10 protein-coding genes are annotated in these 13,809 nt (G+C 62.0%); 2 read left to right on the top strand and 8 right to left on the bottom strand.

What is annotated here, in order from left to right:
• Positions 1-204: 204 nt before the first annotated feature.
• A complete protein-coding gene (locus ACWGZX_RS23310) occupies positions 205-1,695 on the top strand; it encodes an aldehyde dehydrogenase family protein (RefSeq protein WP_452625595.1) in 1,491 nt (496 codons plus the stop codon).
• Between the two features lie 123 nt (positions 1,696-1,818).
• On the opposite strand, the gene qhpG is transcribed toward ACWGZX_RS23310, so the two are convergent.
• The 7 genes from qhpG to ACWGZX_RS23275 form a co-directional block, all read right to left on the bottom strand.
• A complete protein-coding gene (gene qhpG / locus ACWGZX_RS23305; protein WP_452625594.1) occupies positions 1,819-3,108 on the bottom strand; it encodes a flavin-dependent monooxygenase QhpG in 1,290 nt (429 codons plus the stop codon).
• On the bottom strand, positions 3,105-3,782 hold the full coding sequence (qhpE, locus tag ACWGZX_RS23300; protein WP_452625593.1) for a subtilisin-like serine protease QhpE: 678 nt from the start codon (positions 3,780-3,782) through the stop codon (positions 3,105-3,107). The genes qhpG and qhpE overlap by 4 nt, the downstream gene beginning before the upstream one ends.
• Positions 3,772-5,490 (bottom strand): ABC transporter ATP-binding protein, encoded by a 1,719-nt coding sequence (locus ACWGZX_RS23295; protein WP_452625592.1) that lies wholly within the window; start codon positions 5,488-5,490, stop codon positions 3,772-3,774. Before ACWGZX_RS23295 ends, qhpE begins: the two co-directional genes overlap by 11 nt.
• Complete coding sequence (locus tag ACWGZX_RS23290) at positions 5,490-7,394, bottom strand: sigma-54-dependent Fis family transcriptional regulator (protein ID WP_452625591.1); 1,905 nt, start codon at positions 7,392-7,394, stop codon at positions 5,490-5,492. The genes ACWGZX_RS23295 and ACWGZX_RS23290 overlap by 1 nt, the downstream gene beginning before the upstream one ends.
• Positions 7,395-7,631: 237 nt before the next feature.
• Positions 7,632-8,657, bottom strand: coding sequence for a histone deacetylase family protein (locus tag ACWGZX_RS23285; RefSeq protein WP_452625590.1), 1,026 nt, complete (start codon positions 8,655-8,657; stop codon positions 7,632-7,634).
• 151 nt (positions 8,658-8,808) lie between these two features.
• Positions 8,809-10,038, bottom strand: coding sequence for a Zn-dependent hydrolase (locus ACWGZX_RS23280; RefSeq protein WP_452625589.1), 1,230 nt, complete (start codon positions 10,036-10,038; stop codon positions 8,809-8,811).
• Positions 10,039-10,061: 23 nt separating this feature from the next.
• Positions 10,062-11,372, bottom strand: coding sequence for an MFS transporter (locus ACWGZX_RS23275; protein ID WP_452625588.1), 1,311 nt, complete (start codon positions 11,370-11,372; stop codon positions 10,062-10,064).
• A 162-nt stretch (positions 11,373-11,534) separates the two neighbouring features.
• On the opposite strand from ACWGZX_RS23275, the gene ACWGZX_RS23270 reads away from it, so the two are divergent.
• Positions 11,535-12,467, top strand: a complete 933-nt coding sequence (locus ACWGZX_RS23270; RefSeq protein ID WP_452625587.1) for a LysR family transcriptional regulator — start codon at positions 11,535-11,537, stop codon at positions 12,465-12,467.
• A gap of 9 nt (positions 12,468-12,476) precedes the next feature.
• On the opposite strand, the gene ACWGZX_RS23265 is transcribed toward ACWGZX_RS23270, so the two are convergent.
• On the bottom strand, positions 12,477-13,787 hold the full coding sequence (locus tag ACWGZX_RS23265; RefSeq protein ID WP_452625586.1) for an OprD family porin: 1,311 nt from the start codon (positions 13,785-13,787) through the stop codon (positions 12,477-12,479).
• Positions 13,788-13,809 lie beyond the last annotated feature (22 nt).

The raw sequence follows: 13,809 nt of genomic DNA, 5'->3' as shown, positions 1-13,809 counted from the left end.
TCTAGCCCTCAACTCAAGGGGGTTCAATGTCGCAACCGGGTTGCTCGTCGTCTCAGCGGATGTCGCAATTTGCGAAAAAACCTCCCTGCAGCCCTCCTTTTTCGCCCGGCGATCCCCGACTAACCCAAGGCCCGCCTGACCTTGCAGCGACTTGGCACAGCCATTGCGAAAGCCCTGTTCTCACGAACAATAAGAGGCTTCGCCATGTCGCTCCCTAATTTGCTTCCCGCCACCTGCGCGTTCATCCAGCGTGCCCCGCGCATGCTGATCGGCGGCGACTGGGTCGAGGCCGCCGACGGCCAGACCATGCCCCTGCACAACCCGGCCACCGGCGAAGTATTGTGTGTGGTGCCACGGGCCACGCCCGACGATGTCGACCGCGCCGTGCTGGCCGCGCGTCAGGCCTTCGATGATTCGGCCTGGACCCGCACCCGCCCGCGTGAACGTCAGAACCTGCTGTGGAAACTCGCCGACCTGATGCAACGCGACGCCGAACTGCTGGCGCAACTGGAATGCCTGAACAACGGCAAAAGCGCGGCCGTCGCCCAGGTCATGGACGTGCAACTGGCCATCGATTTCCTGCGCTACATGGCCGGTTGGGCGACCAAGATCGAAGGCTCCAGCGTTGAGGTGTCGTTGCCGTTGATGCCCAACGATCAATTCCACAGCTTCATCCGTCGTGAAGCAGTGGGCGTGGTCGGCGCCATCGTCGCCTGGAATTTCCCGCTGCTGCTGGCCTGCTGGAAGCTCGGCCCGGCCCTCGCCACCGGTTGCACCGTGGTACTCAAACCGGCGGATGAAACCCCGCTGACCGCGCTCAAACTCGCCGAGCTTGTGCTGGAGGCGGGCTACCCCGAGGGCGTGTTCAACGTGGTCACCGGCACCGGCATCACCGCAGGTGGAGCCCTGACACACAACCCGCTGGTGGACAAGCTGACCTTCACCGGCTCCACCGCCGTGGGCAAGCAGATTGGCAAGATCGCCATGGATTCCATGACCCGCGTAACCCTGGAGCTGGGTGGAAAATCACCGACCATCGTCATGGCCGACGCCGACCTGAAAAACGCAGCAGCCGGTGCCGCCAGCGCGATTTTCTTCAATCAGGGCCAAGTGTGCTGCGCAGGCTCGCGACTGTACGTGCAGCGCAAGCATTTCGACAATGTGGTGGCAGACATCGCTGGCATCGCTAACGCCATGAAACTCGGCAACGGCCTGGACCCAAGCGTTGAGATGGGGCCGTTGATTTCGGCGCGGCAGCAGGAACGAGTGTTCGGGTACATCGAGAAGGGCCGGGAAAGCGGCGCGACCATCGCCTGCGGTGGCGAGCAGTTCGGACCGGGCTTTTTCGTCAAGCCGACGGTGATCGTCGACGTCGATCAGAAGCATTCGCTGGTGCAGGAAGAGATTTTTGGCCCGGTGCTGGTGGCGATTCCGTTCGATGACGAAGCCGATGCGTTGCGCATGGCCAATGACAGCCCTTATGGGCTCGGGGCGAGCATCTGGTCGAATGACCTGGCGGCGGTGCACCGGATGATTCCGCGGATCAAGTCGGGTTCGGTGTGGGTCAACTGCCACAGCGCCCTGGACCCGGCGCTGCCGTTTGGCGGGTACAAGATGTCGGGGGTCGGGCGAGAAATGGGGTATGCGGCGATTGAGCATTACACCGAGTTGAAGTCGGTGTTGATCAAGCTCTGATTTGCGGCGCCCTTCCGGGCGCCATCGCGAGCAGGCTCACTCCCAAAAGGGATCTGTGTTCAACACAAAACCAATGTGGGAGCGAGCCTGCTCGCGAAGGGGCCAGACCGGCCCCTACAAATCTCAGGGCTTGAACCCTTGAGCCAACAACCACCCCCGAACCACCCGCCCCTGCTCCACCGTCAACCCCGCCAATACCCGTTCCGCCGGTTCAGTGCGCAACCGCCGCACCAACGGCGCCACCTCGACCCCTTGCACATGCCAGATCCCCAATGGCTGATCCGCCGTGATCACCACCTCGGCCTCATCCACAAAACCATCCCGCAGCACCGGCGCTCGCTCAATCTTCAGCGCCGCAAAATCCGCCTCGGCATGGGCAACCTCAGCATCCGGCCAGCACCGCCGCGCCTGCCAGAAGGGCTGATCCAGCCAACGCAGTTCATCGGCGTAAAAATCGCGACCGATCCGCGCAAAGCGCAAAAACAGCTGTTCCACTCGCTGCTGATGAAAGCGCTGTGCCAGGGCCGTTCGCTCGGGTTTGCGCAACAGTGTGTTAATCACTATCGGCGCCTGTAACGCCGAAGACAGTGACTGAAAAATCCCGTTGCCCGACAGCGGATCCACCGCCATCGCCGCATCCCCAACCCGAATCCAGTGTTGGCCGCACACCTGCGGACACAGGATTGCGGTGCTGCTGCGGGCATGCAGTTGCACGTCGATTTCAGGCGTAGCCCCGAAAAACGCCTGAGCCAGCGCCGAGCCCTGGCGCCGCTGACGACAATAGTCGAGCAATTGCGCCTTACCGGGCAGCCCGGCGCTGGCCACGTCCACCGTCCACTGCCAATAACACTGGCCGTCAGCCCGTCGCGCCATCCACGCCCAGCCATCCTCAAGGCTTTCAACCGCGCTGGCGGTGCTGCCCGGCATGGCCTGCCAGCGATTGAGCAGGCTGACCGTCTCCGGCCCTCTCAGGCCTTTGCCGAGCGCCGGCGCCTGACGCCCTCGGGCCTCCACCAGAAAGTCCGCGACCAGCGTTTCGCGACCTTCGATCTCGATTCGATGCCCCGTCGCGTCAGTCTGAACCGTCGGCACCCGACCTTCGATCACCTCAACGCCAGCCAGGCGCAGGTCTTCGCGCAGGCCTCGGTCGAAGACGGGGCGGTCCAACAGGAATTCAATGTTCTGCGCATGCTGCTGACCGTTCCACGACACCTGCCGCTGGGAAGGCAGCGCCGCATCCGCCAGCGCCTGATGCAGGCCCGCGCCGCGCAAGGCCTCCAGCACCCGCAACGAGACACCTTCCAACGCCGCAAACCGGCGCCACTCGCTGACCAGCGTCACGGGATAACCAAGCCGCCGTAACCCCAAGGCCACCGCAGCTCCCGCTGGCCCGGCGCCGAGAATCACAATCATGGTCCAACGCGCCGTTCAGGGCCGCGATAACGCGCGTGCTCGCGCAACCACTCGACCACCTGCTCGTTGCTCGCCTCAGGCTGTGTAACCAGAAAAGCGGCGATGTGCCCGCTCAACGCCGCACACCCCAGGCTGGCGCCGGACTGCCCCGGATAGGTCCCATGCACACACGCAGCGAAATCCGCTTGGGCACTGTTGAGCCACGACCATTCTTGTTCGGCACAACGCGCGTCACCGGTGACGCGCAACACCTGCGGATAATTCGCCGGAAACACGCCTTCCCCCTGCGCCGGGCTCGATGCGCAGAGTAGAACCCCGCGCGCCACTGCTGCCGCGCAGGCTTCGCGCAACAGGCTGCGATCCTGGCGCAAACCGAGGCTCAAATTGATCAGCCGGACGTCCTGCGCCACCAGCCAGTCAATGGCGCTGGCGATCTGCAAGGCGCTGGTGACGCCGCGCTGGTCAAACACCTGGCCCACGCAAAACACCGCTGAAGGTGCCCGCCGTCCGATGGCTTCGATCACCGCGCTGCCGTGGCCCAGGGGATCATCGCGCAAGTCGCTTTCGGCCAACCCGTCGTCCAGCAACGAGAAGCGCCGGCCGGCGACGACCTGTACCCGTTGCGCCGCCGAATGGCCGCTGTCGACGACGCCGATTCGCAGTTCAGGCTTCATGCAGCACCGTTTTTGAAGTAAGCACGCCGTCGAGCAATTCAAACCGCAAATCGGCATCGGCCAGGGTTGAGGGGCGGTGGCTGATCAAGATTCGTGTACGCCCGGCAAACAATCGGTCGATGGCCTCGATCACTTCGCGTTCGGTGGTTTCATCCACCGCCGAGGTGGCTTCGTCGAGTACCAGAATCAGCGGGTCCTGCAATAGCGCCCGGGCAATGGCGATGCGTTGTTTCTGCCCGCCGGACAACTGCTGACCACGCTCGCCCAGCGGACTGTCGAGGCCTTCGGGCAGCGACTCAATCAAGCTGTCGAGTTGCGCCAGCCGCGCGACTTCGGTGATTGCCTCGCGACTGGCATCCGGCACGGCGTAAGCGAGGTTGTCGGCGAGGCTGCCGCGAAACAAAACGATGTCCTGGCTAACCACGGCAATTCGCCGACGCAACTGGAACAGGTCCAGCTCCCGAAGGTCGACCTCCCCCAGCAACACTCGGCCCGACTGTGGATCATGGTGGCGTTGCAGCAGATCAATGAGGGTCGATTTACCGACCCCGGAGCCGCCGCTGAGGGCGACTTTCAAGCCGTAGGGAATGCGCGCTTCGATACCGCGCAAGGTCGTCGGGCGGCCAGGATGGCTGAAGTGCACATCGTCGAATCGAAGGTCACCGCAGGCAGGCATCGGTTGCGGTTGGACCGGCGTCAGAACGGTCGGCTCTTCACCGCGCAATTCCATCACGCGCCCGAGGCTGACAGTCATCCGTTGAATGGCGACGTAGAGCCCGAGCAGGCTCTGAACCGGTCCGACGGCCATGCCCAGGTAGGTAGAAAACGCGATCAACGCGCCCAACTGCCATGTGCCCTGCACCACCCAGTAACCGCCAATCAAAAATGCACAGGCCCGGGACAACGACGTCAATGTGCCCGGTACGGCCTGGGTAAAAAACTCGGTGACTTGCAGTCGCAGCAATTGGCTCATGTAGCCGTGGCCCAGCGTCTCCAGCCGTCGTGATTCCCGCTGTTGCTGGCCGGCGGACTGGATGAACTTCATCACTGGCAGCGTCTCGACCATGAACGAGGACATGTCCGCCGAGCGCTCGCGCAATTGCCGCACATCCCGCTCGACCTTGCGTCGCATCCAGCGCAGCCAGAGCACGTCGAGGGGGATCAGCACCAACGCCAGCAACGAGAGCTTCCACGACAGGGTCAGCAACATCGCCACCGCGCAGACCAGGCCAATCACGCTCGACACCGCCGAGAACAGCGAGTCCACGGCAAAGCGCTGGATCTCGGCGACGTCGCCATCCAGACGCGACATCAGGTCACCGATACGCCGCTGCCCGTAAAAGCTCGGTGAGAGCGTCTGCAAATGCCGATAGAGATCATCACGCAGGGCAAACAGAATCCGCCCGGACAATCGCGTGTGCAGGTAGCGATTGATGCCCGACAGCGCCGTGCCGAGCAGCCCGGCAACGATCATCAGCCCGGCAATTAACACCAGCATCGGAAAATTGCGCGCCAGCAAGCCATCGTCGATCAGAAGCTTGGTCAGCCACGGTTGCACCAATACCAGCAGCGAGGCGCACACCGATAAACCGAGCAGCCCGGCGATGGCCAAACGATGCGGGCGCACGAAGCTGTAGAGCCAGCGCAATGCCGCTTGCAAGGCCTCTGGGTTCTGGCTGTCGATCAGCCGAACGATCAGGCGCTGCATCACGAACGCAACTGTTTGAGCTTGCGATACAGGGTCGCGCGACTGATGCCCAACGCGTCGGCGGCGGCCGAGACGTTGCCCTGGTGGGTGTCCAGGGACTGGCGAATCAGCTCCAATTCATTTTCACGGATGCTGCCGGCCTGAGGCCGTTCGGTCGCGGTCAAATCGTCGAGCATGCTGTCGGGCAAGTGGTCGAGGGTGAGGACGGTCTCCCCCGGTTCGCGCATGGCCAGCGCGGTGCGCAATACCATCTCCAGTTGGCGGATGTTGCCGGGCCAGTGATACCCCCCGAGCAAGCGGCTCAAATCGTCATGCAGGACGACGGTCGGGGCATCAAGCCTGGCCAGCAATCGCCCGACCAGGGCACTGAAATCTTCGCGCTCGCGCAAGGCCGGGAGCATCACGCTGATACCGTTGACTCGGTAGAACAGGTCTTCACGGAAGTGTTTCTCTTCCACCAGACGCTTGAGGTCGCGGTGCGTGGCGCAGATCAACGCGACGTCGATGTCCTGCTCTTCGCCTGCCCCCAACGGTGCGACTTTGCGGTCTTGCAGTACCCGCAGTAAACGCGCTTGCAGGGCCAGCGGCATGTCGCCGATTTCATCGAGAAACAAGGTGCCACCGTGGGCCTGTTGCAGGCGACCGATCATGCCGCCACGGCGGGAGCCGGTGAAGGCACCTTCTCGGTAGCCGAACAGTTCCGACTCGATCAGGCCTTCGGGAATCGCCGCGCAGTTCACCGCGATGAAGGGTTTGTCGCAACGGGTTCCAGCCATGTGTAACGCGCGGGCGATGACTTCTTTACCGGTGCCGGTTTCACCGAGCAGCAACACCGGTAATTCATTGGCCAGGCCTTGCCGGGCCATGCGCAAGGCTCGGGCATAACGCACGTTACTCCCGGCCAGGGACTCAAGGTCCGGCTGGGGCTTGACGGTTTTGGCGGTGCTGCGCGGTGGGCTGCTGATGCCGATCGAGCGTTGCGGCGCGCGCAAGGTTTTGTAGAAGAATTCGCCTTTGGCGGTTTGCAGGCTGCCGACGCCGCCCTGATGCAACCGCGACAAAAGCTGGAGCCCATCGACCCCGAGAAATTCTTCGCACCGCCGACCGACCAGCGCCGAGCGTTCGGCGTGGAGCAACTGACAAGCCTGGGCACTGACCGCGAGGATCTGACCGCCAAGGCTCACCGCCAGCAGGCCTTGCCACGGGGATTCGAGGTATTGGCGCCGGCTGTGGAAGGCCAGCACGATTTCGTCGGGATAACTGGCGTTGAAAACGCGGCTTTCAATCTGGCTGACCGCCATCGTCAGCAACGCGGTGCTGTCGTGAACGCGACCGAGCGGGCCTTCGCGGGTCAGGTCGAGCACGCCGAGCATGCCGCCCTGCGGACAATGGATCGGTACCGAGGTGCAGGAGAAATCGGTCAGGCGATCGAGGTAATGCTCGCCGCAATCGATCATCGTAGGCCGGGCTTCAACCAGTGCGGTGCCCAGCGCGTTGGTGCCGCGAGCGGCTTCGCTCCAGCAGGCGCCCAAGGTGATGTCTTGCAGGCCGCTGCCTTTGAGGCGATCGGCGCGTCCTTCGACGGCGAGAATGGTGGCGTCGGAGTTGGCGAGGATGATCAGCCCTTCCTTGCCCTGACGTTCGGCCAGGTAATCAATCGCCGGCAATGCCGCGTCGATCAGCAGTCGGTTGCTGGCCAGCAGCACGTCGAGGCTGGCGCTCGACTCCAGCGCCAGCTCGTGCTTTCCATTGAAATGCACGCCATGACTGAGGCTGCGCCGCCACGACGCATCGATTTCCGCGCGCAATACGCCATCGGGGACTTCGCCCTCCAGATGGAGTTTTTCCCGGGCCAGCCGGGCTTCGTGGTGACGTTTCGGTGGTGTTGTTTTTATTGGCGTCATCAAGCGCTCCGAATCGGTCCGCCCTGCGCTTTTTTTAGTTCAGCGCCCTGCCGCAATGTTTACGTTAACGTCAGGGGGATGGCAAGTCCTGTGGCGAGGGGGCTTGCCCCCGTTCGGCTGCGCAGCAGTCGTAAACCGACGAACGTAACGCTTCGGAAGACATGCGGTCGCTGATTTTAAGGCTGCTTCGCAGCCCGACGGGGCGATGCGGCGTTCCGACAAGCCCCCTCGCCACGGTCAGAGCTGCCACACCTCGGGGCTCACAAAAAACGCCCGCGCATTATCCTCCAGACTCTCCAGGTGATACCCCCCCTCCTGCACAATCAGACATGGCAGCCCAAGGCTGCGAATCCGCTCTCCAAGCACCGCAAACCCTGCTCGCGTGACCGCCACTTTGCTCTGCGGGTCCAGTTCGAAAATATCGAACCCGAGGGACAGCACCAGCACTTGGGCTCCGAAATCCTTCACCGCCGTCAACGCGATATCCAGTTGATCGAGGAAGTCTGCCTCGCTCGCACCATGGGCCATCGGCAAGTTCAGGTTAAAACCTTCTCCTGCCCCGACACCGCGCTCATCACCAAAGCCTGCAACCCCCGGATAGAAATTGGTCGGGTCGCCATGCACCGAGACGTAGAGCACGTCGTCACGGTCGTAAAAAATCTCCTGAATCCCCTGCCCATGGTGCATGTCAGTATCGAGCACCGCGACTCGCTCAAACCCGCCGCGTAACACCTGCGCCGCCACCGCTGCATTGTTCACATAACAGAAACCACCCGCTGCTTCGGCCCGAGCGTGGTGACCCGGTGGACGACACACGGCATAAGCGGCCGGCTCGCCATCGAGCAACGCCTGAGCGCCCGCAATCGCGCTTTGCGCCGACCAATAGGCCGAGCGCCAGGTCTGTTCCCCCACCGGACAGCTGCCATCGGCCAGATAGCGGGCGGCCTGGGCGAGAACCCCGCGCAACGCATTGGGCTCGCGCACGAAGATGTTCGACATCACCTCATCGCCCCAATCCTCGGGGATTTCCTTCCAGTGCTGATGGGCTTCCTGCAAGAACGTCAGGTATGGCGTACCGTGGACTGCCAGCAGCGGATCGAGCCCGGCATCAGCCGGTTTCTCAATCTTGAAACCCAATGAATGCGACGCCTGGACCAACCGCTGAGCCCGCTCCGGCACTTCCTGCGGCGTACGCATTTGCCCACGGGAGTAGTAGCTGCGTGGATGATGAAGCAATTGTTCGGGGTGGAAAAAACTGCGCATGGGGTTAATACCTGTCAGTTAACGTAGATCTCGAAACCGGATGCGATCAACTGTAGGAACGAGCTTGCTCGCGAAGAGGGCGTGTCAGTCAACATCATTGTTGAATGACACACCGCATTCGCGAGCAAGCTCGCTCCTACATGGATCGTGTTTACTCAGCACTTACTGCGCGGGAAAGCACGGCGTTGAGCAGCACATCGGTGCCCTGACGCACGTCTTCGGGCAGCACATCTTCCGCTTCGTTATGGCTCAAGCCGCCGACGCACGGGATAAACACCATCGCCGTCGGACAGAACCGCGCCAGGTGAATTGCGTCGTGGCCAGCACCGCTGACAATCGATTGCTGAGCGTAGCCGAGTGCGTCCACCGCCTGCTGCACCGCCGCCACGCATTCGGCGTCGAACGGCGTCGCCGGGCTGATCCAGTGCGGGGTGATCGTCAGATTCAAACCGCGATCATCGGCAATGGCCTGAAGTCGCGCACGCACCTGCTGCTCCATCGCGTCGATGGCTTCGTCGCGGTGATGACGCAGGTCGATGGTGAAATTCACCAGCCCTGGAATCGTGTTGCGCGAGGATTTATTGATGCTCAACTCGCCGACGGTGGTCAGACCTTCGGGGGCGAAATCGCCGGCCAGGCCTTCGATCGCCTGAATCATTCGCGCCACACCGTACAGGGCATCCTTGCGCAGCGGCATCGGCGTGGTGCCGGCGTGGGCTGCCATGCCTTCGACTCGCACGTCGAGCCAGCGAATCGCCTGGCCACCGCTGACCACGCCGATGCTTTTGGCGTTGTCCTCAAGGATCGGACCTTGTTCGATGTGCGCTTCAAAGTAAGCATCCACCGCACCGCCCAATGGACGCTCGCCGGCGTAACCCGTGCGCTGCAGCGCCTCGGCAACGCTGATGCCATCGATGTCACGCACGGCCAGCGCGGCGTCCAACTCCATAATCCCGGTGAATACCGCCGAGCCGAACATCGCCGGAGTGAAGCGGGCGCCCTCTTCGTTGGTCCACACCGCCACTTCCAGCGGCTTGCGGGTCTGGATGCCGAGGTCATTCAGACAGCGCACCACTTCCAGGCCGGCAAGTACGCCGTAAACACCGTCGAAACGCCCGCCTTCAGGCTGAGTGTCGAGGTGGCTGCCCATCATCACTGGCGCGGCATCGGGGTCGGTGCCGGCGCGGCGGGCAAACAGGTTGCCGATGGCGTCCACGCTCAGGGTCATGCCGGCTTCGCGGCACCAGTGGGAAAACAGTTCGCGACCGGCCTTGTCCTCCTCGCTCAGGGCCAGGCGGCAACTGCCGCCACGGGCGGTGGCGCCGATTTCGGCCATGGCCATCAGACTCGCCCACAGGCGTTCGCCATTAATCTTCAACATAAAATCACTCCTGGAAACTTCGATTAAGCGTTGGCCATTTCGACGCGTTCAGCGCTGGCATGACGACGGGCAAGGGACAGGACACAGATCAACGAAGTCGCGGCAATCAGGCTGTAGAACACCGCCATCGGCCACCATTGACCGGCAAACTTGTGCGCCAGCAACGTGCCGATCAATGGCGTCAGGCCACCGGCCAACGCACCGCAAATCTGATAGGCCAGCGAAATCGCGGTGTAGCGCACGCGAGTCTCGAACATGCCGCTGACGTAACCGGCGATCACCGCGTAGAACGACGCCATGCACACCACCGCCAGGGCGATGCCGAGGATGATCAACGGCGCCTGGGCCGAGCTGACCAGTACGAACATCGGGTACGGAGACGCCATGGCCAACAACGACACCAGGCACAGGAATCGCGTTGCGCCCATTTTCTCGGCCACCCACGCTGCCAAGGGTTGAATGCAGAACTGAATGATCGCCACCACGAACAGGCACTCAAGAATCAGCGAGCGCGGCAGTTCAAGTTGCTGGGTGGTGTAGGCGATCATGAAAGTATTGGTGAAATACACCCCGGCGATCCCGAGGGTGTTGGCGCCGATGCACAGCAGCAGCGGGCGCCACGCGGTGCGCAGGACTTCCATGACCGGAGCCTGCTCTTTACGTGTGCTTTTGCGGGCCAGTTCGCGGCTGGCGAGGAACTCCGGCGACTCATTCACGCCCAGGCGAATCGCCAGCCCCACCAGCAGCAGCAACGAACTGGCGAGGAACGGCAGACGCCAGCCCCAGCTCATCAGGTCTTCTTCCGGCAAACGGGTGACTGCGCTGAACGCCAGCAGAGACAGAATCAAACCAGCCGGACTACCGAGTTGGGCAAAGGATGCGAAGAAATTGCGTCGACCTTTCGGTGCATGCTCGCCGGCCATCAGCACAGCCCCGCCCCACTCGCCACCGACCGCGATGCCCTGGACGATGCGCAGCAGAATCAGCAGCGCCGGCGCCGTTGCACCGATTTGTGCGTAGGTCGGCAGCAAGCCGATGCAGATCGTGACCACGCCCATCATCAGCAACGTGATGATCAGCGACTTCTTGCGGCCGATGCGATCGCCGATATGGCCGAAAATAATCCCGCCCAACGGCCGCGCAAAAAAGCCCACGGCGAAGGTGCCGAACGCAGCCATGGTGCTGAACAGTTTGTCGTCGGAGGGGAAGAACAGCGCGCCGAATACCAACGCGGCTGCAGTCGCGTAAATGTAAAAGTCGTACCACTCGATCATGGTGCCGATGAAGGCTGCGGCTGCCGCACGGCGCGGCTGAGGAGAAGCTTGGGGCTTCATGGGTCGGTCTCCTTTGGTTATTTTTTTGGCAGGAGTGAAACAGCAAAATCAAGGCGCTCTGACGGCGCCTGTCTGGAGATGATTTATCGTCCCGGGGCTATGATTAGTCAATTTTCTATTTATTATGCGGACTATTACATCAGCTTATAATCGAGAGCCGCCATGGCCGAACGCGATCTGCAACGCTTGCTCAATGACCGCCTGGACTGGAACCTGCTGCGCACCTTCCGGGTGATCGGCCAGGAGCTGAGCATCAGCCGCGCTGCCGCCCGCCTGCACCTGACGCAACCGGCGGTGAGCCAGGCGCTGAAGCGTCTGGAGGAGCAACTGGGCCGACAACTGATCGCCCGTCGCGGGCCACGGTTTGCCCTGACCGAAGTCGGTGAACAGATCTTCGCACTGGCCGGGGAAATCTACGGGCAGATGTCCCAGGTCAGCAGTGTGCTGGAACAGCCGGCCGACGAAGTGATCGGCAAGGTTCGGCTGTTGATCATCAGTCGGATATTTTCGGAGCGCTTCGACGACTTCCTCGCAGACTTCCACCGCCAGCATCCGCGCGTGGATCTGGAAGTCGACGTGATGCGCAGTTCCGACATCGTCAGCGCCCTTCAGGAAAAAACCGCCACCCTCGGCTTGAGCCTCAATCGCCGCCCGCAACCACGCCTGGAACAGCGGCTGTTCCTGCGTCAGCGTTATGCGTTTTTCTGCGGCAAGCATCATGCAATGTTCGGTCAACAGAACGTCGCCGAGGGGGATTTGCAGCGGGAGAATTTCGTCAGTTTCACCAGCGACCAGATTGGCGGCATGCTCTCGCCGCTGACGATTTTTCGTGATCAGCAAGGCTTCAGCGGGCGGATCGTCGCCTCGTCACCGAGCCTGGAGGAAGTCCGGCGACTGGTGATCGCCGGGTTCGGAATCGGTTGTTTGCCCGAGCACGTGGTGGCGGCGGACGTCGACGCCGGATTGCTCTGGCGCCTGCCGCCCCACGAAGGGATTGCCGATGTGGACATTCATTTGCTGTGGAACCGCGAGCAGCGCATGAGTCGGGCCGAGACGATCTTTCTCGAGAGCCTGCAACAGTGCTTGCTGGGCTGAGTGGCCCGATCAGAACAACGGCAGACTGTAGCTGACCACCAGGCGGTTCTGGTCCGCATCGCGCGATGCTTCACTGCGCGACATACCGTTGCGCCAACCCAGTGCGACGTTTTTCAGCGGTCCGCTCTGGATCACGTAGTCGAGGCTCAGGTCCCGCTCCCATTCCTCTTGCTCAGGTCCGGCAACCGTTTTTATTCCGCTGCCTGAGAGGTACATCGCCGAAGCCTTGAGCCCCGGCACGCCAAGGGCGGCGAAATCGTAGTTGTACTGGGCGAAACCGGTACGTTCACCGGCGCGGGTGAAGTTCTGGATGTAGCGGTCGGTCAGCAGGTAAACGCTTGCGCCTCCAGCGCCTTTGTCCGGCAAACTGCCTTGGTTGAGCTGCACGAATCCGCTGTCACTGGACACCTGCTGATAACCGGCCATCAGCGCGTGAGCGCCGATGCTCCAAGTGAACGACAGGCTCCAGGTGTTGTTGTCGATCTTGCCGTCGCCGTTCTCCGTAAAGCCACTGGTACGGTAGCCGCTGGCCCTCCCGGTGGCCGAGTCATTGGCACCGTCGGCGGAGGTCTTGAAGTAGCGCAAATCGGTTTTTAGCGCGCCGAAATCCCCCAGTTTCAGGTTGTGAACCAGACCGGCGAAATGCTGTTGGTAATAGTTTTCGAGATTGGCGTAGTAGTACTGCGCCAGAAGCGCATCGGTGACCTTGTAATCGGCACCGGCAAAATTGAACGCGTTACTTTGCCGGGTGCCGCCGGCCACGGCCAGACCGGTGCGGTCGCTGGAACCGCGGCCCGTGGCCTGTTCGAGATGACCACCGGTCAGGGTCAGGTGCTCAAAGTCATTGGAGACGATCTGCCCACCCTCGAACGTCTGCGGCAGCAGCCGGCCGTCGTTGGCCTGCAGAATCGGCAACTTCGGCATCAGGGTGCCGTAACGCATTTCAGTCTGCGCAAAGCGCATCTTCGCCGTCGCACCGAAACGCGACCATTGCTCGGCTGCACCGTTGCCATCGTTGGGGATCATCGAACTGCCGACATGGCGACCGTCACCGCTGTCCAGGCGAATACCCAGCAGGCCTAACGCATCGACACCAAAGCCGACAGTGCCTTCGGTGAATCCGGACTGATAGTTGAGCATGAAACCCTGCGCCCATTCTTCGGTTCTGGAAGGGTTCGCGGCGCCATCGCGATTATCGTTATTGAAGTAATAGTTACGCATCCCGAGGGTCGCTTTACTGTCTTTAATAAAGTCCGCAATGCTTAATGGACTGAATAAAGCACTGCCGATCGCAATAAGTGCCAACGGTTGTTTGTTCATTGATTTTGAAGTTCCTGAGCAG

It is taken from the genome of Pseudomonas sp. CLCA07 (assembly GCF_053615335.1).
The sequence above is the reverse complement of the archived record's forward strand: the minus strand, read 5'-3'. Positions and strand labels throughout refer to the sequence as shown.

Bases quoted from the DNA above. Each gene is read 5' to 3' on its own strand.
- ACWGZX_RS23310 (WP_452625595.1), top strand. From the start codon at position 205: ATGTCGCTCCCTAATTTGCTTCCCGCCACCTGCGCGTTCATCCAGCGT.
- qhpG (WP_452625594.1), bottom strand. From the start codon at position 3,108: ATGATTGTGATTCTCGGCGCCGGGCCAGCGGGAGCTGCGGTGGCCTTG.
- qhpE (WP_452625593.1), bottom strand. From the start codon at position 3,782: ATGAAGCCTGAACTGCGAATCGGCGTCGTCGACAGCGGCCATTCGGCG.
- ACWGZX_RS23295 (WP_452625592.1), bottom strand. From the start codon at position 5,490: ATGCAGCGCCTGATCGTTCGGCTGATCGACAGCCAGAACCCAGAGGCC.
- ACWGZX_RS23290 (WP_452625591.1), bottom strand. From the start codon at position 7,394: ATGACGCCAATAAAAACAACACCACCGAAACGTCACCACGAAGCCCGG.
- ACWGZX_RS23285 (WP_452625590.1), bottom strand. From the start codon at position 8,657: ATGCGCAGTTTTTTCCACCCCGAACAATTGCTTCATCATCCACGCAGC.
- ACWGZX_RS23280 (WP_452625589.1), bottom strand. From the start codon at position 10,038: ATGTTGAAGATTAATGGCGAACGCCTGTGGGCGAGTCTGATGGCCATG.
- ACWGZX_RS23275 (WP_452625588.1), bottom strand. From the start codon at position 11,372: ATGAAGCCCCAAGCTTCTCCTCAGCCGCGCCGTGCGGCAGCCGCAGCC.
- ACWGZX_RS23270 (WP_452625587.1), top strand. From the start codon at position 11,535: ATGGCCGAACGCGATCTGCAACGCTTGCTCAATGACCGCCTGGACTGG.
- ACWGZX_RS23265 (WP_452625586.1), bottom strand. From the start codon at position 13,787: ATGAACAAACAACCGTTGGCACTTATTGCGATCGGCAGTGCTTTATTC.